20 protein-coding genes are annotated in these 25,657 nt (G+C 59.0%); all 20 read right to left on the bottom strand.

Annotation, left to right across the window (positions count from 1 at the left end):
- A complete protein-coding gene (locus tag AAFG07_RS14965) occupies positions 1-1,029 on the bottom strand; it encodes a glycosyltransferase (protein ID WP_342727948.1) in 1,029 nt (342 codons plus the stop codon).
- Positions 1,030-2,135: 1,106 nt separating this feature from the next.
- Positions 2,136-3,593 (bottom strand): glycosyltransferase, encoded by a 1,458-nt coding sequence (locus tag AAFG07_RS14960; RefSeq protein ID WP_342727947.1) that lies wholly within the window; start codon positions 3,591-3,593, stop codon positions 2,136-2,138.
- Between the two features lie 152 nt (positions 3,594-3,745).
- Positions 3,746-4,876, bottom strand: a complete 1,131-nt coding sequence (locus AAFG07_RS14955; RefSeq protein ID WP_342727946.1) for a DegT/DnrJ/EryC1/StrS family aminotransferase — start codon at positions 4,874-4,876, stop codon at positions 3,746-3,748.
- A 50-nt stretch (positions 4,877-4,926) separates the two neighbouring features.
- Positions 4,927-5,958, bottom strand: a complete 1,032-nt coding sequence (locus AAFG07_RS14950; protein WP_342727945.1) for a sulfotransferase — start codon at positions 5,956-5,958, stop codon at positions 4,927-4,929.
- Entirely contained in the window at positions 5,955-6,983 is a 1,029-nt protein-coding gene (locus AAFG07_RS14945; RefSeq protein WP_342727944.1) for a DegT/DnrJ/EryC1/StrS aminotransferase family protein, read from the bottom strand. Before AAFG07_RS14945 ends, AAFG07_RS14950 begins: the two co-directional genes overlap by 4 nt.
- Before the next feature lie 137 nt (positions 6,984-7,120).
- Positions 7,121-8,152 (bottom strand): GNAT family N-acetyltransferase, encoded by a 1,032-nt coding sequence (locus AAFG07_RS14940; RefSeq protein ID WP_342727943.1) that lies wholly within the window; start codon positions 8,150-8,152, stop codon positions 7,121-7,123.
- 38 nt (positions 8,153-8,190) lie between these two features.
- Positions 8,191-10,056 carry an adenylyl-sulfate kinase gene (gene cysC / locus AAFG07_RS14935; RefSeq protein ID WP_342727942.1) on the bottom strand — a complete coding sequence of 622 codons (1,866 nt, stop codon included), beginning with the start codon at positions 10,054-10,056 and terminating at the stop codon, positions 8,191-8,193.
- A 19-nt stretch (positions 10,057-10,075) separates the two neighbouring features.
- The gene (gene cysD / locus AAFG07_RS14930) at positions 10,076-10,870 is read right to left on the bottom strand and encodes a sulfate adenylyltransferase subunit CysD (RefSeq protein WP_342727941.1); all 795 of its coding nucleotides are present in this window, start codon (positions 10,868-10,870) and stop codon (positions 10,076-10,078) included.
- 105 nt (positions 10,871-10,975) lie between these two features.
- Positions 10,976-13,531: a GNAT family N-acetyltransferase gene (locus AAFG07_RS14925; RefSeq protein WP_342727940.1), complete on the bottom strand. Its 2,556-nt coding sequence runs from the start codon at positions 13,529-13,531 to the stop codon at positions 10,976-10,978.
- Positions 13,528-14,376, bottom strand: a complete 849-nt coding sequence (locus tag AAFG07_RS14920; RefSeq protein ID WP_342727939.1) for a class I SAM-dependent methyltransferase — start codon at positions 14,374-14,376, stop codon at positions 13,528-13,530. Before AAFG07_RS14920 ends, AAFG07_RS14925 begins: the two co-directional genes overlap by 4 nt.
- Positions 14,373-15,695, bottom strand: coding sequence for an ABC transporter ATP-binding protein (locus AAFG07_RS14915; protein WP_342727938.1), 1,323 nt, complete (start codon positions 15,693-15,695; stop codon positions 14,373-14,375). Before AAFG07_RS14915 ends, AAFG07_RS14920 begins: the two co-directional genes overlap by 4 nt.
- Entirely contained in the window at positions 15,679-16,542 is an 864-nt protein-coding gene (locus AAFG07_RS14910; protein WP_342727937.1) for an ABC transporter permease, read from the bottom strand. Before AAFG07_RS14910 ends, AAFG07_RS14915 begins: the two co-directional genes overlap by 17 nt.
- Positions 16,543-16,569: 27 nt before the next feature.
- On the bottom strand, positions 16,570-18,441 hold the full coding sequence (gene asnB / locus AAFG07_RS14905; RefSeq protein ID WP_342727936.1) for an asparagine synthase (glutamine-hydrolyzing): 1,872 nt from the start codon (positions 18,439-18,441) through the stop codon (positions 16,570-16,572).
- A 54-nt stretch (positions 18,442-18,495) separates the two neighbouring features.
- A complete protein-coding gene (locus tag AAFG07_RS14900) occupies positions 18,496-19,491 on the bottom strand; it encodes an NAD-dependent epimerase/dehydratase family protein (protein WP_176530103.1) in 996 nt (331 codons plus the stop codon).
- A gap of 5 nt (positions 19,492-19,496) precedes the next feature.
- Positions 19,497-20,090 (bottom strand): acyltransferase, encoded by a 594-nt coding sequence (locus AAFG07_RS14895; protein WP_342727935.1) that lies wholly within the window; start codon positions 20,088-20,090, stop codon positions 19,497-19,499.
- Entirely contained in the window at positions 20,087-21,025 is a 939-nt protein-coding gene (locus AAFG07_RS14890) for a Gfo/Idh/MocA family oxidoreductase (protein ID WP_342727934.1), read from the bottom strand. The genes AAFG07_RS14895 and AAFG07_RS14890 overlap by 4 nt, the downstream gene beginning before the upstream one ends.
- Positions 21,026-21,140: 115 nt before the next feature.
- Positions 21,141-21,656: a transcriptional activator RfaH gene (locus AAFG07_RS14885; RefSeq protein ID WP_342727933.1), complete on the bottom strand. Its 516-nt coding sequence runs from the start codon at positions 21,654-21,656 to the stop codon at positions 21,141-21,143.
- The gene (locus tag AAFG07_RS14880) at positions 21,656-22,294 is read right to left on the bottom strand and encodes a winged helix-turn-helix transcriptional regulator (RefSeq protein WP_342727932.1); all 639 of its coding nucleotides are present in this window, start codon (positions 22,292-22,294) and stop codon (positions 21,656-21,658) included. The genes AAFG07_RS14885 and AAFG07_RS14880 overlap by 1 nt, the downstream gene beginning before the upstream one ends.
- Before the next feature lie 136 nt (positions 22,295-22,430).
- Positions 22,431-23,558 (bottom strand): glycosyltransferase family 4 protein, encoded by a 1,128-nt coding sequence (locus tag AAFG07_RS14875; protein ID WP_342729159.1) that lies wholly within the window; start codon positions 23,556-23,558, stop codon positions 22,431-22,433.
- Positions 23,559-23,724: 166 nt separating this feature from the next.
- Complete coding sequence (gene asnB, locus AAFG07_RS14870; protein WP_342727931.1) at positions 23,725-25,476, bottom strand: asparagine synthase (glutamine-hydrolyzing); 1,752 nt, start codon at positions 25,474-25,476, stop codon at positions 23,725-23,727.
- Positions 25,477-25,657: the final 181 nt, after the last annotated feature.

Below are 25,657 nucleotides of genomic sequence, written 5' to 3'. Positions count from 1 at the left end.
TCACCACTGACCTGCCAGCAGGTTGCTATACGCCCTGCACTGGAGAGCAACGATTCTTTCTGCGGAATGGAAAGTCGACATCCATTGAGAGGCAGCCTCGCCGCAACCTCGGGTATCAAGAGGATCCTGGATGACTTCCCGCATTCGCGCAGCACATTCAACGACGTTACCAGCCGCGAGCAACGGCGGCTCTTGGCCGAAGAACAAGCCCGTCTGCTGCTTGTCGATGGCGGAAATCAACCGGACGCCCAGCGCCATTGCCTCAAACCCGACACCGCCGAGAGCGGGAACAACGAATTGATCAATCACAGCGTGCGACACGCAGTAGCGTTGCCACAGCTCCCGTTTGGACATCGTCGGGATCCATTCGACCAACTCGGACAGACCGAGCTCCTCGATCAAATCCTTGCTGTCTGCGACTTCCTGGCCCCATTCGACGAATACAAGCTTGAAATTTCTCGTCTGGCGCGCGACTTCGGCCGCAGCGCGGATGATCACATCGTTGCCCTTCAGCCAGGATGAATTTCCCCGCTTCCAATGGTGGCGCGAGGGACTAAAGAAAATGACAGACCCGCCCGTTGAGGGACTTAGTTCCGGGTGCGCATCGCGGAATGCGCGCAGCTTGTGATTGTCAAACGCGTGCGGGAGATAGACCACCCTATCCTTCTTTAGTCCCAACCGCTCGACCGAGGGCAGCACGTCCGAATTTGTCACGAACACTGCGGGCGCGCGCTGAAACGAGATCCGACAGATCAAGCCGGTGAGATTGTTCTCGAACGGAATTTCGCGCAGCGTTCCGTGCTCGTAGCAGCAGAAGTTCTTGACGCCGTTTATCATCGGAATAAAGCCGTCGATGGAGTATCCCTGGATTATGTCGTAGTGCGACAGGATCTCCGCGAAGGGTCTAGGATGTTGTGTGATGTACTCGTCTCGATAGCGAAGCGATTGTCCGTCGAGCTCGACGGGATCGTTCTTGATCTCGTCGAGCAATTGGCCAATTTCTTTTTCTCGCGTTTCATAGTCAGACATCGACCTCGCTACGCAACCGGTCTCCGACGTTGGCGTCAGTTTCAGGGTTACTCGCTCCAACTCCGCTAGCAAGCGCTGGAGCAGCAAGCGGGCTAACACAGAGTATCTCTCCAAAAGTCCTGCCGTGCCTAGCCAGCGAGCATCTTCCCGAGCGGCGCCGAGTGCAGTGCGAGCTTCCGCATCAGCCTGAAGGCCCCGGCGCGCAAGCTTCAACCACGCAGTTGCCGAGATTCGGTCCAGCCAGTTCGGCCCACATCGACCCTTCTGGCATGCCCGACCGAGTATCCCATTCGCCACGAATGTTCCGAGCCAGATTCTATACAGGCTGAGAGGTTGCCTATTCCCATGCGTCGACCGGACGGGCCCCTTGAGCCAAAGCAGGAACCGCAGATTCCTAGGGACATATTTGGCGAGGGTATGCTCATTGTCGCCGGAACGGGCATCCTGAAGGGCAGCCAACTCCAGTTCCAACCACTTCAGATATGCCGTCGTTCTCCAACGGGCATTCCTGGCACGAAGGTATGCAATGCAAAGCGCGGATGGGCCTTGCACAAACCAGCGGGGCCGCTTCCAGCCCTTCAGGCTTGTCGTCCACCAGTCTGGCCTGAAATGATCCTGTCCAAGTGCTGAGGGCCCCTCATGCACTGCATCCTCCCACTCTGGACATCCCATGATGTGGTAGTAATTGTAACAAAGCACGTCAGCTTCGATGCCGAACTTTCGCTGAATGCAGGCATTGTTGTAAGCATTGTTGGCTATATTGCCGATATGAAGAATACGAAGTGGTCGCCCCATTCTTTTCTGGAATGCGGCAACAAAGTCGCGACCTCTCTTATTTAGCTCGCTAATTTCGTGTGAAGTCATCTGATCAGCACTAGCGCTTTCATCATCCAAATACTCTGGCGCGGAGATCTTCTGTATTCGGAAGCGCCATCCCATGCGCCTCGAAGACCAACTCCAGGACAGGGCCTTGGCTGCCCTCGGCTACCGAAACATGGACAATTCTTCAACCCGGTAGACATCGAAGAGATACGCTGTCATTGCGCCGTGCAAGGAGCTTGTCGAAAAGCCTGCGCCTCTCGTAGGCTGTGAACGGAGGGCTTCCGTCACGGGTCGACGTAGTGAGGAAAAGGCGGAGCCGATGCAAGTTGATCTGCATGGTACTCCAGCTCTTCCTTGGAAAGCGGCTCAAGCAACGGTGAGTCAGAAAACGATAGCGGGATCCCGGCTGCCATAGCCTCCAACAGCAAGCGGTAAACCTTAGACCATCTTTCCGACGATTGTGCCCTGATAAACCAGTCCCGCGTCTGCTCTCCAATGCGCCGGCACAACGCACGATCGCCGTAGAGAGCGCTAAGATGCCTTTCGACGTCCAAGCTGTTCTCTGCATGTAGCACCGGTGGCGCCCCGACGTCGATGAGAGCATCATACTGCTCTCGCTCGATTCTCATGACGACCGGCTTTCCGCAAGCCATTGCTTCGAGCCCTGATGCACCATAATAGCCTAGAACGAACTGTTCGATCGCTACATCCGCTGCGCGAAGATACCGCACGAGCCTTTTCTTGCCGACGGTCGGGAGAAAAAGAACCCGATCAAGCAAGCCCAAGTGTTTTAACTGGCTCTGGGCAAACTCCAGATCATCCCCCCAACCCAGGACAAGCAGTCTCGCTTGCGGAGCCTGCGACGCGAAACGGGCAAAGCCGTCGAGAGCATGCTGAGCCCCCTTCCAGTAACGGTCCATTCGCATCGACGTCAAAACGAAAAAATCGCCTCCTACACGGCCTTGCCATTCAGATCGAATGTCAGCGCCATCGCCGGGACTGTAAACGTCCTCATCGAGAGGCAATGGAACGTAAAGTAGATTATGCAGGCCGTAGCGGCGAGCGTGCGCGAGCGTGATCGGGTTCGAGACAAGTACCGCATATGAGGCGCCAATCGACTTGCGAGTTAGGATGCCAAACGTGTCATTTCGCGATGCTTCGAACCAAATCTCTCCGCCAATCTGTCCAAACAGATACGGACGACCCGAAAAAAAGCCAAGGTAGGGAAATTGCGAAACCAAAAGGGCGTCATACTGTGATAGCGCCGCGGTCGTCGAGAGATAAGGCATGTACTCGGGCCAAAGGAGAAGTTGCTCCGGCGTCACGATCATCCTTTTCGATTCCAGCAGCATAGGCTCCCAATTGGCCTCGGTTGGATACCGATGCACCCAATCTGGAAGTTGCATCTGGAGAAGCCTCGCGCCCGGATCTTCTCCCAAGTCGGTTATCTCTCCATCAAATTCTTCCCACGCCGGCTGCGCAAACACGAAATCGTCGTAGGGATAAAGCACAAGATCTACGTCCAAGTTTCGCCGCCTAAGAGGGGTCGCCCGGAAGTAGTTGATATTCGCCATGTTTCCAACAAAGGCGTATTGATTCTTCCTCGGATTCGATTTTAAAGGAAACTGACGAAACCATCGCCAAAGCCGTGTCTTTCGTTCGTGAGCCTCCAGCGCGTCCTCAAGTTGAGCTAATCGCGATCTGCTAAAGGCGGCGAAGCGCCCGATGTTGTCTGCCTTCATCCAGGGATGCTGCCAAGGCGTGCGATCAAAACTATGCCACTCGTTCGTTGGCAGGCGGCTTTGGCCGGCAAGCGCCCACCGCGTCTCAATGGGTAGAGTACGTTGATCGAGCGAATCTCTGAGCGCCTTTCTCTCTTGCCTCGAGAGCGCCATTAGCCGACAGCTCGCAAAATCTTCACGACTTGTTGCTGATCATCGTCGGTCATTCCCGGAAAAATCGGCAGTGTTATCGTCGTGTCCTCCGCGGTCGCTGCGTTGGGGAACTGTTCCGGCTTCAAAGCATATTTATTGGCGTAGTATCCCAAGCGATGAACCGCGTGAGTGCCAGGCCGGGTTTGAATTTTCTTGTCTGCAAGAGCCGTCATCAGAGCATTGCGACGCTCGCGTCCACCTTCGAGCACGCGAATGACATATGACTGGTACGCGTGCCCATCGACATCCCCACCCAACGGCCTGGCGATCGAGTTCACTTCCATCAGCAACTCTGTATAGCGACGCCCGAGACGCCTGCGTTCTGCCAGCAGCCGGTCGAGCTTGCCCATTTGCGCCACGCCGACCGCAGCCTGGATGTCGGACAAGCGCAAGTTGAAGCCGAGATTGTCAAACGTCGCCATCGTCCAGGGGCCGTGAGGCTCGATCGACGGATCCGGCGCGCCGGTAGAGCCGTGGTTGCGTTGTGAGCGCACGCGCGCTGCAAGATCATCGCGATTGGTCGTTACCGCCCCGCCCTCTCCGGTCGTAACGGCCTTGCGCGGGTGAAAGGAAAAACAGCCGATATCGCCGATCGCGCCGATGGGCTTGCCTTTATACGTCGTGCCAATTGCACAGGCAGCGTCCTCGATGACGGCGATGCCGTGTGGTTCCGCAATGGCCTTGATCTCGTCCATCGGAGCAGCGAGACCGAACAGGTGGACCGCAACGATGGCTTTCGTGCGCGGCGTGATGGCTGCCTTCAGCTTCTCGGGATCGATATTGTAGGTCGACAGATCGATATCGACGAAAACCGGTTTCGCACCGACATATTCGGCACAATGCGCGCTCGTTACCCAGGTAAACGCCGGAACGATCACTTCATCCCCAGGTCCGAGCTGCAACGCCAGGGTCGCCAGATGGAGCGCCGCGGTGCATGACGTGCACGCCAGCGCATGCTTCACCTCGTGCTTCTCCGCGAGCAACTTCTCAAATCGTTCGGTCAATGGGCCCTGGGTCACCCATTTCGAATCAAGGCATTCGCGCAGCAGCGCGATTTCAGCTTCATCAAAGCTTGGTTCTGTGATGTTCATATTTTGCGATCCGGATCGGTAGCAATGCAAACCACGCGCGATAGTTCAGCCTATCCGCGTGTTGTCTTCCCACCCAATTCCGTCCTCCATCTTCCGATTGCACCCTGCAACTCACTGGCTAATTCGTCGTTCAGGCGAACGCGATCCGTCGATTCGAACCGGTTCGGGATTTTCTCGATGTCGACTTTCAAAGCCTCTCCTCCTCTCCGGCCAAGCAGCTCGGCAATGTCCGAGACAACCTTGCGCGGCTCGCGCGACACCCGCTCATACTCAATATCGATGACGCGGGCGGCATCAACCTTCTGGAGCGCATCGCGCGTGGTAGCCTCGATGGAGACTGCCTGCCTGGCAACCTGCTCAAGCGGCGGAAGCCTTACGATCTCCCCATAGTCGGGAGGCTTGACGGACCACCAGCCACTGGGTTCGCCGAACAAATCGAGCCGCTGGAACCACAGCGACTGCGCTACGAAAAATGCGTCTCGATTACACGAAACGAAAACTGCGTGCGGAAACAGGTCGGCGAGCAGATCGGCTTGAAAGGAAAACCATGTGTTGTTCTTGAAGACCAGAGGCCTGTTCGTAGCAGCCTGCATAGAGCGCACCGCTTCAATCAGGCCCTTTGTGTCGAGCCGGCGCCGGGCGTCAGCATCGAGAAAGTGAGTCTCCTGGCCGAGATCAAACCAGCGGGACCAGAAATAGCCGAATTCATGCGGCTCCCATAACCCCTGCGTGCCTCCGCGCGTCGATCGAAAGCTATGAGTCTTGTCTTCGTCCTTGGGAGTCAATGCCGAGGAAAGCATGAGTCCAAAGGCGGGTGCCATCCAGAACTTCGCGGCCAAATTGGTGATCACGGAAAAGGCGCCGGTCACCTGCAGGAGCTGGCTGACGAGCGTCGTCGCCGATCTCGGCGGCCCCAGAATGAAGACAATCGGCTGTTGGCTCTCCGCACTCGTTGCCTCCAACTCACGTTGGAGTGGCGCGACCAAGCTGTTGACCTCTGACAGCAGCCTTTCCTGGTCGATATCCTTGCCGACGAGGCTCGTCAGACCGGCCAAGTGACGAGGCAAATCCTGCGACATCATCCTAGTATTCTCCTCGAGACCGAAACGACCGTTTCAACGTCCTCATCGGACATCGCGGGATATATCGGCAACGATATAGTCGTGGCGAAGAGCCCTTCAGCCACGGGAAATGTCCTGCTGGTCGGCCGGAACTGATGAAGCATGGTATCGACAGGGCGTCTTACCGCTACCTCATGACGACCAAACTGCTCGATGAGCTGGTCTACTTCTGTGGATTCGTTCAAGACGACCGGATACCGGTAAAAGGTGCTTTTATCTTTCAGCGAGTCCGGGAGGCGAATGGAGTCGAGCGTTCGCAACTCGGCAAAGTAGTAGTCAGCGATCTCTTTTCTGCGCTTCAAGATGATATCAAGCCGGTCAAGCTGCGATCGAGCAAGGGCAGCCTGCAGGTCCGAGAGCGGATACAAGTTCTTTCTATGCTCGCTGCCGTCAACCGTCTTTAGGCGGGCAATCCTCTCCGCCAAAGGTTCCTCAGCCAGCACAGCACCGCCCTCGCCAGCAGCGAGCACCTTCGTTGCCTGAAACGACAGTATCTTGACGTCGGCACAGCACGGTTGCGATTGCCGCGAGGGGAGATATTGCGCCCAATCAGCGATCAGCGGAATTCCGAGCGTTCGGAGCCGATCGAGCTCGATCGGCGTTCCGAAGAGATATGGCAAGATGATTGCCCCCGTCCGCGCGGTACAGGCCTGGGCAACCTGATCAAAATCGACCAGATAATCCTCGTCTATGTCGACGAGTACCGGAACCGCTCCGAGATCCTCGACCACCGCCAGAACCTCAGGGCAAACATAAGTCGGAAGGATGACCTCGCTTCCGGTAGCGGCCCCCACTCCCCGAAGAGCCAGCAACAGCGCTTGCGAACCGGAGCCGACGACAATCGCGCGCGGCGAGTTCAGACGAGCAGCTAGCGCTTCTTCCAGTCTGGCAGACTGCGCTCCCTCGGCGATCTGACCCGACTCCAGACACGCCACAACGGCGGCAATGTCAGCCGCGTCGATCCACGGCTTGCTGTGCGGGATCAACTGAAGCTCCGCATGCGGACAAGAGCGGAAATCGGCGAGAGGACTGCGAGCTGATGTCGGTTAGGCCGGCCACGCCATGTCCCGCCCCAGCGTCCGAGTCCCGACCTTTTCGCCTCGAGCATTGCTATCGATGCCTTCTAGAGCTTCGAGTACGGATAAACATAAAAATTCGGAAACAATGTTCCAAGCTCGGATTTAAGCTGTTTGAGCTTCGCGACGCCCTTGTGTGGCGCCCTGACCAGATAGCTGTACGGAAAATCAAGCGCTCCGAAGCCGGCCTTGAAATGATGCAGATTGTCTTGGTCACTCCAGGTACCTCCCCAATTCCAGCGGCGATATCCAGACTTGATCACGTCGAGCATGGCCATCCAGATGAGGAACGTCAGCGGCTGCCTGGGGCGAAACTCCTTTGCGATAACGGGTGTGATGTATTCACAAGTATCGCCGGACAGCAGCAACAACAAAGCCGCTGTAGGCGTGCCATCGCTGATGCAGACCGAGAGACGTCGCATGCGCGGCGAAAGTGTTTCCCGCATAGCGCGAAAATGGCTTTCAGGTTTTGGTTTGCCGCCGATCGCTGCCATGTTTTCCGCGTGGGTCTCAGCCAGAAACTTCCAAGCCCAGTCGTCATCCGTGACCTGTTCCGAAAATCCCTGCTTGAGCGACTTGCGGACCAGGTTACGGGTCTTCTGCTTGAATACCAATTCAAGTCCATATGCCGCCTGATCGGCTGGAGGCAATTCTGTTATCTGGCCGATACGAGCGTCCTTCTCAATCGGCTTGAGAACCGCGTCGTATGAGGCGATATGAGCCTCTTCGTCCGGCAACAAGATCATCGTGGCTGAAAGCAAGTCGTCTCCGTCGGCCACGGCGACGAAATCCGACAAGAGGGTGCGCCTGACCGCATCGGCATCTTCTGAAGCAAGACCCAGGCGCCTCAGGATGACTGAACCATGCGAACCATACCACGGCAGGCTGTTCACGACCCGACCAACCCCCTCGCGAAGAATTTCCGCGTAAGGCAGCGCCCCCACGATGGCACCATCAGACCAGGCTAGAAGAACATGCGTGCGGCAGGATGTCGTGGCCTCCAGAAATCTCAGGAAGCTCGGCATGCCGTAGAGTGGAAGGCAGGAGTTCTGCCTCAGGAATTCGTCGTAGGAAGGCACTTCCCTTTCCTCGAGCGGCCGCACTTGGAACGAGCGCATCAACGTGTGCACACTCTCGTGATGTATTCCGTCAGATCGTGAACGCACCGCTCGACGTCTGATTGCTCCGTATCGATAACGAGCTCCGGCGCCTGCGGTATCTCGTAAGGCGCCGACACGCCGGTAAATTCCTTGATTTCCCCGGCCCGGGCACGCCGATAGAGGCCTTTCGCGTCCCGGCCCTCGCAAGCTTCCAACGACGCCTTCACGTAGACTTCGTGAAATGAGCCTGCGGACGCTGATCGAGCCTTGCGTCGATCTCTCTGATAGGGCGAGATAAAGGCTGTCAGCACGATCAGCCCTGCCGAAGCAAACAGTGCGGCGACTTCTCCGATGCGCCGGATGTTCTCCGACCGGTCATCCGCGGAGAACCCGAGGTCAGAATTCAGTCCGTGCCTGAGATTGTCGCCGTCAAGCACATAGGTTTGCCAGCCGGCCTCGAACAGGGCGCGTTCGGCGCGCAAGGCCAGCGTCGATTTCCCCGCGCCGGACAAGCCTGTGAACCAGATGACCGCTCCCTTATGACCATGCCTGATCTCTCGCTCAGAGCGGTCGACCAGCAGATCGACTTTCTTGATGTTTGCAGCCTTGATAGCCGGATTGCTCCGCTGGTCCGGAATCCCATCGAGATCGATGAGGCCCCCACCCACGGTATCAAAGCCGTCAAGCAGAACGAACCTGCCCAGCATCTTGTCGTCATGCCCGTCCGCCACCGGGAGGACCGACGAGGTACTCAATCTGACCGTAGCCAGATCGTTGCGCGTTACGATGTCGCCACGACGAAGTTGCAGGGTCTCGAGGTCCAACAGGGATTCGATCGCGCGAACGGTCACCTGCGCTTCCAGCGTACCGGCCCGCAGTTTCAGCGTTGCGCCGGCCCGCAACGGCTTTTCTCCCAGCCAGAACAGCTTTCCGCGAAACACGTTCGACAACACCGGCGGATTCGCGAAATGGCTCGCTACATTTCCCCGCTCGACGAATATCTGCTCGTCGAGAATGATCCCAACAGATTCCCCGGCTGAAATTCGGTCGGACGGGTTGAGACGATCGAGCGGTTCGATACGTGCGATCCTTGCGATCCGGTCGTGCGGCGAGAACATCAGGGTATCGCCGACCTGGGCGCTTCCGGATGTGACCTTCCCCGCTATAATGCGACGTTCGTCGAACTTGTAGACGTCTTGAACGACGATTCGCAGCGGGCGTTCGGAAGCGGGAGCTTCGACGTTCAGGGAGGAGAACGTCTCCAGAAGTGTCGGGCCGGAGTACCAGGGGGTTCGCACCGACAGCGCCGTAAGATTATCACCTTCCCGGGCCGAGATCGGCACAACCGCCGTGGGCTCTATACCCAATCCCCTCAAATAGGCGCGAACGTCGGCGTCGAGCTCTTTGAACCTCGCTTCAAGATTGTCAACCAGATCGATCTTGTTGATCGCAACGACGACCTGATTGATTCCGAGCAGCTTCAAGAGATAGGCGTGCCGGCGCGTCTGTTCCTTCACGCCCTCAAGGGCGTCTACCACCAGCAATCCCGCATCGGCATTCGCGGCGCCGGAAATCATGTTCTTGAGAAACTCGCGATGCCCCGGCGCGTCGATGATGACCGTGTCTCGATGCCCCGTACGCAGCCAAATCCAGGTCGTGTCGATTGTGATCGCCTGGTCGCGCTCCGCCTGGAAGGCATCCAGCACGAAAGACCATTCAAGCGGCATTCCCCGCTTTTCGCTTATTCTACGCAGCTCCTCCACCTTGCCTTCGGGCAGGCTTCCGGTTTCGTGGAGGAGGCGTCCGATGAGAGTCGATTTGCCGTGATCGACGTGACCTGCGACCACGAGCTTGAGCTGGTCGCGATATGAAGACTGTTTCATTTCTAGGATATCTGAATTCTTACATATAGCCCGAGGCTCTCAGGCGCTCAAAGCTGTCTTCCGAGTCGTGGTCCATGGTTCGACCCGCGCGCTCGGGCGTTCGGGTCTGTTCGAGTTCAGAGATGATCTCCTCGATCGAGGATGCTTCGCTTCGAATGGGGGTCGTAATATTCTTCTCTCCCAGCGAGCGATAGCGCCAGCCGTCGCGGGCAAGATAGAGCGGTACGATCGGAATGCGCTCGCGCAGCGTATAGCGCCAGATATCGAGCTCGGTCCAATGAAGCAGCGGATGGATCCGCAGATGGCAACCTTCTGGAAGATCCATCTTGTAGATGTCCCAGAACTCCGGCGGCTGATTTCGAAAGTCCCAGACGCCATCTCTCGCTCGCGGACTGAACACACGCTCCTTCGCACGCATGCTCTGCTCGTCGCGTCGAATCCCGAGAACAATTCCGCGGTAGTTTTCCCGCTCGATCAGCGCTTTCAGACCTGCCGTCTTTCGAGCCGCCGCCCTGGACGCCGGAGGGAGTGTCGGGTCCATCTCAGACTCAGGCGGACATAACTCCGCTCGGAAATCGAGATTCCACTCCTTGGCGATCCGATCCCTGAACTCATAGACTTCGTGCAGCTCCATTTCCGTATCGAGCTGGATCATCGGGAACGGCACGTGACCAAAGAAGCATTTGCGTATCATCCAGAGTAACGCCGTGGAATCTTTTCCGATCGACCACAACATCGCTATAGGCTTTACCCGCGCAAAAGCTTCTCGCAGGATAAAAACTGTTTCGTGTTCCAGACGCGAAAGATAATCCAAAGTGACCTCCAGCGAGCAAGCACTCGATCGTACAGACTCACGTAGTTAAAACATTCGAAGCGCGGCGAGGGAAAGCAGCTCCGCAACGACACGGCAAACTCTGATTCAATTCACCCTGAGTAGTCTGCGCACCCTTTCAGCCACCCAGGGGCGCATGCCGCCCGAAGTGTCTGCCGGTGGGCTCCGATCCACGCCCGCTCCGAACCAATCGAAGCATTCGGTCATCGTCCAGGGAACAAACCCATCCTCGACGAGTTTGACGACCGCTTGGTGCATCCCGCGGGTCTTTTCGATGTTCTCGGGATGCAGATTGACCACGATCACGCCGGGAACGCCGCTCTGTCGAATGCGATCAGCCAGGTCCAGGATACAATCGGCGGATTGCCGATCATCCCAATCATTGATGAATACGATCCCGTCGCCGATCGCGGTGAGGACGCTCCAATGCTCCGTCAGCTTGTCGTCCAACATGATTCTGGCGGGCAGTAGCGAACCATTGATGATGGCGCCGTCGAGGCCTGGCAAATTCGAGCTGCCACTTATGCCATCGGCATTCCAGGCCGATGCATGTCCCCAATAGCCATCATTTAGGAAGCCATGATTCCGAACGGTACGCGCGCGCTCTCCCGTAAGGCGCTCAAACCATCGCGCCTGCTCAAAAAAAAGTTCGGCATACCTGTCGGGGTGTTCGAGCGCGTCGGGATGAATTCCCAACTCGACCTTTCTCCCGGCCTTGAGTTGCTTCAGCGTTTGCGGTGTGTGTTTGGTGAGAGGATGAAGGAAATAGGTAACCGGCAACGCGCCCAACGCCTCTCGTTGCTGCGCGTAACGGCTCAATGCGGCTTGGTCGTCATCGCCGGTAATAACGACGGCGCCCATAGCTCCGTTCGGCAATATCGGCAGCCGGCTTCTCCCGCACAGCCGAACCAACACATCAGCCAGAGCCTCGCACCACCAGTCGGCGGGCCGCTCGCGCAAGCTCTCGCCGGCAAGCTGGCCCTCAAAGAGATAGTTTGGCCGTTCGCCCGCAATGCCCCACATCGGGTCGGATGGCCGCTTTGAGGCTGCCGCCGGGTCCCCCTGGCGATACCGCATCAGGTCGGATGCAAGATCAGTTCCTATGAAGACGACTGAACCTCCATCACCCATCTGCCGATGGAGCCAGACCGGCTCTTGTTGGCCATTCTCAACGATCGTAGTGGAGCCGGCATCGGCCGCAAAGCACATGTAGGAATGCAGCGTGCGCAGCCGCGACCATGGCTTCGAATCGGCCAATCGCGCGCGCAGTACACTTGGCGAAGATATCGATCCTGGCTGCGCTTCGACACCGAAATCCCTGGCGAACTGCGCGCTCGGAAGCACCGCAACGACGCAGCCGCCCTCTGCGAGAACGCTCCTTGCCGTAGCCAGGTCCGCATGGGACGGACGGTAAAGCACGACAAGTTCGCCGACCTGTATCGCCGACGCTTGCCGGAAACCGAACGTTTGCAGGTGGTGCGCGATAAAGGCGCCACCTCCTTGTCCAGCGCCCTTCGCGTGTGCAGGCCTGCTCGCGATCTCATTGAGACGATTCGAAGAGGCGAGCAGATTGGAAGTGTAGCGCTCCGGACGTCGAAACAAGCTGCCCTGTATGACAGGAACACTTCTCGACCCGAAGATTGTCTTGAAGTGAGAGACCATCGCGATCGGCCAGTCCTTGGGAACTTCCGGAAACGATGGCCCAAACCGGTAGATGTCAAATCCCGCCTGCTTTGCCCAGCTAATGGCACTCCAGTGCAGGAAATTGTTGGGCCTGAGCTTCATCGCCTCCGGCACAGAAACGCCGGCAAGAAAATTGACCGCTTTCTTGTCTGCCAACAGGATGAGGCCCGCAATCGGGTTCGTATCCTGCCTGACCAATGCGACGTATGCCCCCCCTTCGCCCGCAAACGACCTGAAGATGCTTCGGTAGTACTCGAGTTCGGGCAGGAGCTCGCCGGTTCTTGTCGCCGACGCGCGCGCAATATCCATATAGGCTTCGAGATAGGAGGCATTGCTCGATATCTCGAATTGAAGATTTGATTTCTCCGCTTTCCGGACCGCAGTACGGCACGTGTTATCCAATCCCGCGAACAGCTCTTCAAGGGTTGGGGCGAGATCAACCAGCTGATCGGCATTCAGGGTTGAGGAGCCGGGACAAGGCAACATTCCCGACGGTCCGAACGCGATACCGAGCTGGAAACCGAACTCGCTGACCCAGAACGGAACGGCCTCCCTCGATGAATGACGATTTCCCGGCGCGAGATTGTGGCAGTTCAACTGAATGCGATCGACGTCATATAGATCGGCGATAGCGAGTATCTCCTGCATCGCGGCCTGACGCGCGGCCTTCGCTACGCCGGCGTCGATATCGGCGTCGAGCGCAAGACCGGTATGGCGATGAATCCCCGAATGCAGCAATCGCTCGCTAAGCGCCATTTCAGGGCCTTCACTAATAAACAAGGGCTGGATGCCGACGAGCTGCGAGTTCTCTTCCAGGGCGAACGACAGGTTCGCAGACACGAAGAACCGTTGCTCGATCTCGATCCAGGACGATCGATGTGTGAGCCAGGCCTGTGGCGATCGCAGCGCCAGACGATCCCAGGCACTATGATCAATTTCGCGAAACCGGACGACTTTCATCGCGATTCAAACACTGCATTAAAGCGCGTGCCGAAATAGGGATTCAGCGGGTGGATATCGACAATTCTCGTGTTGACGCCGAGACGACGCCCCAGTGCCACAAAGTCCTCGCGGTCGAAATAGTAGGAAATGATCTCGGGCTTGATCTCGATCGGAATCGGAGCCGACAACTTGCTCAATCCCAGTAAGCCAGCGATCTTCGCCACACGGCCCGACTTCTGCTCGTACTTCCGAATCGTCCCCAACGGGGCCCTTTCCGCTTCGGGTTCAAATTCCTGCTCGAATTTCGCCGTGAGCCGCTTCGCGATGGCCTGCAGTTCGTCCGCCTTCTCGCGGTCCGGAATTGATCCGATCAGGACCCGACCTTGCGGCTTCACCACCCGGAGCATTTCCGCAATGATCGGCTCTCCCGTTGCGAACGACGGGAAATTCGAGAATACATCATAACAATAGGCGGCATCGAACCGCCGATCAGGGAACTGGAGGCTTTCGCCGCTGGCTCTCTCGAAGCTCGCATTGTTCAATCCGAGCCGCCTTGCGACCGCAAGCGGCGCCTCGGCGAGATCAACTCCCATGTATTCGCCGACACTGGGGGCCAACACCTTCGCCAAGAACCCGGCCGCACAGCCGACTTCAAGGACCGATGAGCCCGGGCCCGCTTTCATCAGGCCGAGCATATCGAGCCTGAGATCGTCGAGAAGGCTCTCGTTGGCCCACAACCGCGGATTGCGGCCGGCGATATAGCAGAGATCATCCAGCGTCGGCTTCTCCGAAATCTGCCTTGCACGAAGCTCAAAGAACGCCTCAAGCCTCTCCTGCCATTCACCATCTGTCATCGTCGTCATTCGCTTCGCTCGATACTGCAGGTGAATTTCGGATCGTACAGATAGCTGAAATGCCACAGAGAATTGCGGGACACCGAGAACTGAGCCGCCTTCTCTACATAATGCAGGATGGCTTCCGCGCCCTTCGGCAGCATGTGCCGGCACAGACCGGCAGAAATGTAATACTGCCCTTCGCCAAGAGCGAGTTCGGGCACCTCGTAGATGACGCTTCCGCGTTCCGGCAGACCATCGTCCCCATCGAGGAACAGGCCACCGTCGTACCCCTCAATTCCGGTAACCGCCTGAAGCCGTGCGGTATCGATCCGCAGGCTTGCGTAGATCTGCTTGTGTTCGGTGAAGCCCGACCACGACACCCGGATGCGAAGCGGCTGCCCGTTCTTGACAACGCCGATCGGCTTGCCTTCGACGTCGATCACCTCGACGCCAGTAATCTGCAGGGTGTCGCCGCCAAGCTCGTATTTTCCGGTTTCGGCCGTACTCTCAATCGACTCGCTGAGCTTCTTGGTTTCCCGGAGATTGCGCGCTTCCTCGATATCCCAGACGCTCTGCTCATAGGCCTTGCTGACGCGCTGGGCATTTCCGTGCATCAGCACCCGCCCCTTGTCGATCCAGATCGCCTCGTCACACAGCTCACTGATCAACCCGCTCGAGTGCGAAACGAACAGGACGGTGGCGCCGCTTTCGCAGATCTGACGAACGCGCTTCATGCACTTGTTGACGAAGGCGGTATCGCCGGCAGCGAGAGCCTCGTCGACGATGAATAACTCCGGATCGACGCTGATCGCCGTGGCGAAGGTGAGTCGCGCCTGCATGCCGCTTGAGTAGGTCCGGAACGGCTGATCGATCACCTCGGCAAGCTCGCTGAAATCGATGATCCAGGGAACCTTCGCCTCGATTTCCGCTCTCGTCATACCCAGGCACATGCCGCCCAGGACGATGTTGTCGCGACCCGTCACATCCGGATGAAATCCGGTCCCCAATTCCAGGATCGCGGACAGCTTTCCGGCCACTTCAACTCGCCCGGTTGTGGCATCCAGCAGTCCGGCAATGATCTTCAGGAGGGTACTTTTTCCCGCGCCGTTCGGCCCGATAATGCCGACCACACGCCCGCGCAGCACTTCAAAGGAAACATTCTGGATTGCCCAATGCTCGTGGTGCCGAGGCTTTCCAGTGATGATCTCCTTCAGGAAATCCAGCGGCTGCTGATAGAGCCGATAGGCCTTTCCCAAATTGGTGACGCGAATGGCGCACTGCGGCTCCAATGACCCGGCAAGCGGGATCAGTTCGCCGGCGTCTCGATTGTCAGAGAGCATTGCCATAGTACGGTTTCAGCTTTTCAAACATGCGGTATCCGAGCCCCAGACTTAGCAGCGCGAACACGAGGGTAACCGCCCAGGCGTACGGATGCTTGAACGAACCGAAGAACAGAACATCCTGGTAGACCCAGACGAGGTAACTGAAGGGATTCGAATAGATCAATGGACGAAGGGCACGCGGCATCCAGTCGGGCAGGTACACCGTCGGCATCAGATACATCGCGATCGAGGTGAAGACCGTAACGATCTCGCGCAGATCGCGAAAGAAGGGAGTGACTGCAGCAAGGGCGAAGCTCAATCCGACCGCCAGAATTGCATGAATGGCAAACACGACCGGCAGCAGCAGCAGCATCCAGCTGAGGCCTCCCACATAAGCCTTGTAGAGAATGACGAGCGCAAGCGCCGGCAAATGAGGGATCGCTGCAGCAATGGTTGCCGCGATCGGAAGCAGCTCGATCGGAAACACAACCTGCTTGACGAGACTTGCGCTCCCGATCAGGGCTCCGGGCCCGCGAACCAGCGCAGCCTGCATCATGAGCCACGGAACCAGACTTGCCAGGATGTAGGCCGAGAAATCGCCGGGGAAATCTGCGCTGATCGACAGCTTGCTGCCCAACACGAAGCCGAAGATGAGCAGGTATGTTCCGACGACAACGAGTGGATGAATGAAAACCCACAAGGCGCCAAATCCGTGCCGCGCATGCGCGGCGCTCAGGTCACGATCGACCATCTCCCGCAAGAGATCGGGATATCGCCGGATCTGGCTGATCGTGGTCCATAGGGCCTGAGAGTTGCGGTATGGCGACAGGCCAACCCGCACCCATCTTGCCGCCGGGAAGAGACCGTTCATCTGCAGCGCGCTCCCATTTGTGCGTGCCTAAAAGCTGCTTTCCATGATCTGCTCGAGATTGAGCAAAGACCAGATCAGCAGCCGCCTGTTTTCCCGTCCTTCCAGATGTTCGTCGACCAACGAACGAACGGTCTTTCGGTCGACCAGGTCGTAGATGCGGGCCGTGTTGCTGAAGAGCCTCCGTTTGACATACTCGATGCTCTCCCCCTTGAACCAGCTGGCATCCGGCGCGGAGAAGCCTTGCTTCTCGCGCTCCGCCACTTCGTCGGGAATATGCCGGCTCATCATCTTCCGCAAAATCAACTTGCCGTCCTTCGTGCGCTCGTAATAGCGTTGCGCCTTGCCTCCGGGCTCGTTTTCGTTGAGGCGAATGACCTCGGTCAGATTGCCGAGCTTCATCCTGGCAGGAAGCTTCATTGCGAAATCGACGAGATCGTTGTCGAGAAACGGCACCCTGCTCTCGAGTCCATGCGCCATCGCCAGCTTGTCCTCGACGACAAGCAGCCCGTTCAGGAACGTCTTGGCCTCGAAGTAGAGCGAGTGATTGACGTAGTCCTCGGGCCGCCGCAGCTCCGAGGCGTGCTCCTTGAACACTCCCCTAAAGATATCGATCGGCGAGGTCTGCCGGGCCTCATCCCATACCGGCCCCAGTAGCTTCGGCATCGTTCCGCTCGGAACCATGCGCTGCCAGAATCCGAAGTACTTCTCGATATAATGATCGAAGTCGTCGTTCACGACGGCGCGGTAGTAACGCCAGGGGTATCCGCCGAAGAGTTCATCTCCCCCGGTCCCGGTCAGGACCACCTTGCCGAATTTGGATGCGAGCTTTGCCGCATAGAAATTCGGATAGGACTGGCCGACGCGAGGCTCTTCCAGATGCCATGCAAGCTGAGGCAATGCCCGCTCCATGTCGCCGGCCTTCAAGACCATCTCGTAGTGCTCGGTCTTGAACAAATACGACATATGCTCGGCCTTCGTCCGTTCGTCGTATCCGAGTTCGACGCCAGAGGCCGAGTTGAGATCGAACCCGACCGTAAAGGTCCGCATGAACGGCAGCTGGCTCGACGCAAGCGCGGTGATGGAGCCTGAATCCATGCCGCCGGAAAGATAGCATCCGACCTCGACGTCGCTCACGAGCTGCCGGTTGACCGCCTGCCTGAACAGGCGATCGAGCTCGTCGGTCGCCTCATTCTCATCAACGGCGTACTCGGGCTCCTCGAAATGAAAATCCCAGTACTGCACCGGCTCGACGGCCCTGCTGTCCGGCGAAATCTGCAGATAGCAGCCCGCCGGCAACAGCTTCACGCCGGCAAACAGTGTCCGCTCAGCGAAGAAGTTCTGAAAGCTGAGATACTCCGACAGCCCTCTGATGTCGACGCGCGGCTTGTACTCCGAAAATGCCCGAAAAGCCTTGTGCTCGGAGGCGAAGACGAATGTCTGCCCAAGTTCGGCATAGTAGAGCGGCTTCACGCCGAAGCGATCCCGGGCCAAGGTGAGCTTCCGCTCGTGATTGTCCCAGATCGCAAAGGCGAACATGCCGTTGAACTTGAGAAGCGCACCAAGGCCCCACTCGGCGAAGGCGTGCAGCAGCACCTCGCTGTCGCCGGAGGAGTTAAAGACGTGGCCCCTGGCCGAAAGCTCGACCTTCAATTCCTTGAAGTTGTAGATCTCCCCATTGTAGGTCAGCACAAATCGGCCGTCGCGCATCTCCATCGGCTGCCGCGCGGCGTCGGTCAGATCAATGATCGACAGCCGGCGATGACCGAGCCCAACGGGACCGTTGCAGTAGTGGCCCTCGCCGTCCGGCCCGCGATGAGCAATGATATCGGTCATTGCCGTCAACGTGGTGATTGAAGCGGGCCGCCCGTCGCGGTGCAGAATTCCGGCTATGCCACACATGTTATTCTGGCCGATCTATTCAATGATGTCGGGTGCGAGCTCAGATCTGAACCTTCAGATCTGAGCCTTGGCACGACGCTGATCGACCTGATCGATATGGCTCCTGCGCCAGTCGATCAGCCGCCGCAGCCCTTCGTCCAGGTCGATCGCGGCGGTGAAGCCGATCTCCTCCTGGGCCCGCTTCGGCGATCCGATCCGATTGCGCACCAGCGTGGCCTGGCTCCGCGGCGCATAGTTGATCGGTTGATTGGAGCCGGTCAGGTTCAGGAGCTTTTCGGCGATCTGCTTCAGCGAGGTCCGGTGTCCTGTGCCGACATTGTAGAAGCGATCCGTCGCGCTCGCGCCCATGGCGCACAGATTGGCGCGCGCGCAATCTTCCACCGCGACAAAATCGAACGCCTCCGAGCCATCCCCCAGGATCGTCGGTCCCTCTCCCTTGTCGATCGCGTCGAGCATCTTCATGATCACGGCGATATAGGCTCCCCGGTAATCCTGACGCGGTCCATACACGTTCATGTAGCGGAGGCCGACATAGTCGAGGCCATAGCGGAAGTGGTAGGCACGGGCCATCGCCTCGCCACAGATCTTGGTCGCACCATAGAAGTTCTTGTTGTTGAACGGATGGTCCTCCGTCATCGGCTCCTCGACGGCATCGCCATAGACCGAGGCCGACGACGACCAGACCAGCCGCTTGACGCCGTTGCGCACGCATCCGTCCAGGACGTTGAACATTCCGTTGACGTTGACGTCAAAAGCCGTTCGCGGGAATTCGTGACACTGCAGCAGCCAGAGCGCAGCGAACTGAAACACCCCGTCGGCTCCCTTCAGGGCCGCATCGAGGATGTCGACCTGTGTGATATCGCCGCCGGCCTCGAAAATCTTGACGCGGGGGTCGCGCAGCGCGCCGGCAAGGTTCTCATGCGTGCCGCGCACGAAGTTGTCGTAAATGACGATCTCGCCGACGTCAGTCTGCGTCAATTGATCGACCGCATGCGACCCGATCAGCCCGGCGCCCCCGATAACGACAACCTTCTTTCCGCGAATGTCCATCTTCTTCAACCCTCGATTTCAACCAGCGCTTCATTGTGAAGCTCATAACGACGGTGAGTGCGTGGGCAGACCAGATCGCTGCCCAGCCGCTCGCCTGCCCTACTCATCCAACCAATTCGGCGGGCCGGATTGCCTGCCATCAACGAAAATGCGGCGACATTTTTCGTGACGACAGCACCGGCTCCGATGAAGCAGTACTCGCCCAGCGAATGTCCGCAGACGATGGTCGCATTGGCGCCAATGCTGGCGCCGCGCCCGATCGGCGTCTTGCGAAACTCGTCCTTCCGCGACACGCCGGCGCGCGGATTGTTCACGTTCGTGAAGACGCAACTCGGGCCGCAGAACACGTCATCGTCGAGTTCGACGCCATCATAGATCGAGACGTTGTTCTGGATCTTGCAGCCGTTTCCGATCTTGACGTTCGGACCGATCATCACGTTCTGGCCGATCGAGCAATCCGCGCCGATCACCGTCCGCGACAGAATATGGCAAAAGTGCCAGATCTTGGTGCCGCGTCCGAGCACCGCCCCATCGTCAACGTAGCTCGATTGATGGATCAGGACGCCCGGAAAGCGCGGATCCTCGCGCATCTCGCTCATTTGTGCATCGCCTTCTGGGCAAAGGCGTGAACGCCGTTGCTTCTGACGATCGGCGCATCGCGAAACGTGGAGACGATGTCGATCGAGGGGCGGACTTCGTCCAGCCTGAAGCCGCGCCCGGCGACGATCTCCTCATAGCTGCGCGTATGGAGATCGGTGAATCCTTCCGAGAATTCGACCTCCTCGCCGTCGACGGTGATCGAGCGATAGGTCGTCTTCTTGCCTTTCACGCTGTCGGGCAGATCGTTGCGGTCCAGCGATAGAAACCAGCTCACATCCGCGCGCTCGCACTCCAGAGAGCCGGCCGCCCTCTCGGCCTCGCGCAGGTGCGCCTCGTTGCGGCTGGCGGGCCCGAACACGAAGCTCAGCATGTCGAAGAAGTGGACCCCGATATTGGTCGCAACACCACCCGACTTGGCGTCTGCTCCCTTCCAGGAGGTGTGATACCAGCGCCCCCGCGAGGTGATGTAGGTCAGCTCGACCTTGTGGCGCTTGTTCGAGTTCGCGAAGCGATCGCGCAGGGCGATGATCGCCGGATGCAGCCGCAATTGCAGAATGGTCGAGATGCGGCGGCCGGTGTCCTGCTCGATGGCGGCCAGTTCGTCGATATCGCCGGGATTGAGGACCAGCGGCTTTTCGCAGATGGCATCCACGCCCGAGCGCAACGCAAACCGGCAATGCGCGTCGTGCAGATAGTTCGGCGAGCAGATCGACATGTAGTCGATCTTTCGGCCGCCTCTGCGCAACTGGTCGACATGGCGATCGAACAGCTCGAACTGGGTGAAGAACTCGGCATCCGGAAAATGGCTGTCCATGATGCCGACGGAATCGTTGGGATCGTACGCCACGGCCAGATTGCCGCCGGTCTCGGCCATCGCCCGCATGTGCCGCGGCGCGATGTAGCCGGCAGCGCCGATCAATGCGTAAGTCGTCATGGGCCCCTCTCTCAAACGCTTCTGCCTGCTTCAGGCAAGCTACCGCACTCGGGGTGAATCGAACATCACACCCAAGCCAAACATGTCCGTTACGCCTGCCCGGAGGCAGACGCAGTTACGCCGCAGCGATCAGGTCCGTCCCGACAAGAACACGGACCTTGCGGCCCAACAGGTTCAACAGAACCGCAACGCGATGCTGATCGCTGGCGTCTTCAACGAGCGCAAGACTGTCGACGAACGCACCTTCGACAATTCGCACTTTATCCCCGGGCGAGAACGCCGGCCTGCGCGCAAGCGTGATGAAGCCGGCTTCGTCCTCGCGCCCCTTCAGGGCATCGATGACGCGGTCTTCCACCACCGCGGGCCGATCTCCCACACACACGAGATGCGACACGCCGAGCGTCGATTGAATGGCACGCCACCGCTGCGACGCGAGGTCGATCCCGACAAAGAGATAGCGCGGGAACAACGGACGCGGCACAGTCTCCACCTTCCTGGCATGGCTGCGGCGCTTCAGGTAACGGGGGAAATAGATCGAAAATCCTTGCCGCTCGAGGTTGGCGGCGGCCTTTGCTTCGGCATTGACCTGCGTCTGGACGACGTACCAGCGTGAACTGAGCTCCATGGCCATCACGCCCCCAACGATTGCTTTGGACGCAGGCCCAGCAGATCCGGCGCAAGGACTTTCTCCGCGCCGAAATTGCTGACCGCCTGATCGAATACACTGCGCGCCGCCGTCAGATGCGTCACGACGACCGCATCAAACGGCTCGTCCACCAGCGCATAGGAGGAAACGACCTTGACACCGATGAACCGGGTCGCGGTTGCATCAGGATCAACGATCGCAATGACGGAAATTGGCCCGTCGACCGCGCACAGGATCGCAATTTCGCAGAGATCGGATTGCCCGGCGAGCACCACCCGCCTGAAGCCGAGCGCCTGAGCGCGCTCAAACAGCCTGCCATACTCCTCCTTCGCCTTGCGGAAGAGCGAAAACGAGTCCGACAGGAACTGGACGGTCAGTCGCGATTTCTCGGAGAAGCCTTGCGGCGTGAGGTAATAGGCGTAACGCCGTGCCGGCGCCTGCCCGACCTTGACGAAGCCCTTCTTGATCGCCCGCTTCAGATAGGCGTTGACCAAGCCGAGCGCGACGCCGAGATCGGCTGCGATCCGCCGCTGCGACTGCGCACCATCGGCTTCAAGCGAGGTGAGCAGACCGAGCACCAGCCGGTCACTGTCATTCTCATCTGTCGGTAGAATGCCCGCCATCACGCCTATCCCCACTGGAAAGGCTGATAGCGCGTTCACCGGATGAACGTCAAGCGAATTCGTTCACGCGATGAACATCATAAGCTATTGATAATAAATGCATTTACTCAAGACCCATGTGTCGCCGCAGCCACACCTAGGCCGGATCCCCGGCCTCGGCCAGATACCGCGCGGCAAGCGCCGAATAGCTGTACCGCTGCGCGATGGCGACGCGTTCGGCCCGCGAACGCGCCGGACCGTCCAGCGCCGCGCGCAGGGCCGCGGCGAGTGTGCCGGGATCGTCCGGCGCGCATCGCGCAGTCACCAAATCCTCGAGCCCGACGAGCGCCCGCTCCTCGCAGGCAATGACACTGCGCGGCGCGAACAGACAGTAGTCGAACAGCTTGTTGGGGCTGATGCCGTGGTGGTAGAGCGCGTTCTTGTGGAAGGCGACGACCGCGCAATCGGACGCGTGCAGCATGCCATGCACGATCGACCGATCGACTTCGTTGTGAAACTCCACGTTGGAAAGCCCTGCCGCCCGCTGCTTCAGCGCGACGAGCGAAGTGCCTGAACCGATCAGAACGAAACTGATCTCGGGGCTTGTGCTGCCGAGGACAGCGGCGGCGTCGAGAACGACCTCCACTGCATTTGGCGGCCCCATGCCGCCGGCATAGAGGACAACCCGCCTGCCCTGCTGCTTCAGCTGATTGATGCGGTCGATCAACGGATGACCGAGAGTTTCGATCGTCAGCGCGCTCTGGATCTCGCCGTCGGACACCCCGTTGGGGATCCAGATGAACTTGCCGGCGCTCAAGCCGCGCGCCCGCATATGGGCTTCCGCACCGGCCAAAAGACAGATCACGCGATCCGCGGCGCGATAGGCGGACCGCTCCTTCCAGCCGAGCAACCTCACAAGGGGGTGCCAGGTCGGGGTCATTCCAAGCGCCACGATGCTCTCCGGCCAAAGGTCACGAACCTCCAACCAGAACCTGGCACCGAAGCGCTGCGCGATCTGACGCGCCGCCGAAATGAAGAACAAATGCGGGCTGGACGCGATCATCAGATCCGGCTCGCCGAATTGCGCGGCGATCGCGGATGTCGCCGAGCGAAAGGCCGGCGCAAAGCTCAGATTATTGCGCAGCCGCCCCAAATTGCCGCCATCATAGCGCGGGGTGTCGAGGAACCAGAAGTCAACACCGTTGATCCGCTGCGGCCCCGGAGCGCGCGGCTCCCTGTGCAGATGATGGAAGCCGGCACTAACCACGATGACCCGGTGCCCCATCTTGCTCCAGGCATCTGCGAGCCAAAACGGACGCCAGTGACGGCCGAGGCCTGGCCCGCCTGCGAACGGATGCAATAGCCAGATGTTCATCGGGCCGCCCGGAAGACAGCGGCCGACGAGCCGGCGGTTATCGACAGCGACGATGACATCCAGGAATCATCAGGCCTCATGGCGCTTCGACCCGAAAGCGCTCACCCCAGAGCGCAACGCAATACAGCCGCCAGCGCATTCCAAGATCGAGCCGGTGAAATTTCCTCTTGAGCTTCGGCATGTCGACATAGCGGGCCAGGAGTTCGCTTGCGATCACCTTGTCATACATCGCGGCGGAGTGTCGCGTGAGCCAGATCCGATCGGGGGCAGCAAAGCCGATCTTGTCCTTCCGCCAGGTGATGCTGGCCGGCAGCAGATCGCTCATGGCGGCGCGAAGCGGCCATTTTGCCCATCCCTTGTTCAGCTTGATGCGTGTGGGAAGCGCCAAAGCAAACTCGACGAAGCGATAGTCGAGAAATGGAAGTCGCGTTTCGATGCCGAACCGCATCGAGTTCTTGTCCTCGAAACGCAGCAGCATCGGCAAATTGGTCTCGGTAATCTCCAGCACTTGCATGGCCTGCGCATCCCTCGTCTTCGACGCAAAGCGGCGAAGCGGCTCCGGCAGGTCGGGATTTCGCAGAAAAGTGTAACGCAAGCGATAATAGGCAGCGCGCAGCCCTGCCGAACCGGCACCGAACAAATACATTAGCAGCCGCCGGCGCGGAATCCCCGCCCGCGTGGCGGCGCCGAAGGCGGACAGGAATCCACGGACGCCACCGCTGTGAAGATGGTCGAGCAGCCAGGCCGCATAGTAGCGATGGTACCCCAGCAACGTTTCGTCACCGCCCTGACCGTCGAGCAGCACGATGACGCCGTTCGATCGCGCAGCCTGCATCACCGCATACTGCATCATGATCGAAGGACCTGCGAACGGCTCCTCCTGGACGTCGAGCAAGGTCTCCGCCGTCGATGCAAAATCCTGATAGGTCGGCTTGGTGCGCAGCCAGTTCAACTCTGCCCGTTCTGCAACCTCCGCCGCGTACGCCTCTTCATTGTTGGACGCCTGCTCGCTCACGGCCGTGACGGCAAAGAAGCGCTCGCTCGAGCCCGGCGTATAGCGCCGCGCGGCCAGCGTCGCGACACTCGAACTGTCCAGCCCACCCGACAGGCAGGTTCCGACCCGAACATCCGAACGCAGCCGCAGACGCGTCGCGTCATCGAGCAGCTCTCGCAACGATGTCGCTGCGCTGCCTTCATCAGACACGGCCAACCCAGGCGCAAGCGAATAGTAACGCTCGATTTCGACCTGCCCCGTCGACACAGCGACGCGCATCCGATGCCCGGGCGGCAGCTTCTCGACGCCCTTGAAGAAGGTCCGGCTGGTATGGTCGGTCATGCCGCAAACGAGGAAATCGTTGATCAGATCATCATCCGCGATCGGGCGCTCGATCAGCGGAAGAAGCTGGCGGATCTCCGAGCCGAATGCGAACTGCGTCGCCGTATTGACATAGTAGAACGGCTTCACGCCGAACCTGTCGCGGGCGCAGAACAGCGTGTTGTCGCGCTCGTCGTGGATCGCAAACGACCACATGCCGTTGAAGCGTTCGAGGCACCCTGCCCCCCAGCAAACATAGGCGGTGAGCAGGACCTCGGTATCCGAGGCCGTATGAAAGGTGTATCCGAGCGCCTCAAGCTCCGTGCGGAGCTCGACGTAATTGTAGATCTCGCCGTTGTAGGTGATCCAGATCGGGAGCCGTCTGTCGCGCATCGGCTGCGCGCCATCATCGGTCAGATCGATGATCGCCAGTCGCCGGTGTCCGAGCCCGACGTTCCCGTTGATCCTCACCCCACGCCCATCCGGACCGCGGTGGGCAACGAGATCGGTCATCTGGTCCACTTGGCGGGCATCGACGGGCCCTGTCTTAGCTATGAGGCCAAAGATGCCGCACACGAAATGCCTATCCAGATTGATTCGATGGCGGAGCTCGGTATAACCGCCGCGTCAGAATATGCGCGCATTTGGAACAAACCGCGGCTTTCTTAACCTGTTCGTGTATTGAACGTCAACG

The sequence above is a fragment of the Bradyrhizobium sp. B097 genome (genome assembly GCF_038957035.1).
Taxonomy (GTDB): domain Bacteria; phylum Pseudomonadota; class Alphaproteobacteria; order Rhizobiales; family Xanthobacteraceae; genus Bradyrhizobium.
This window is presented reverse-complemented; position numbering and strand designations above follow the sequence as displayed.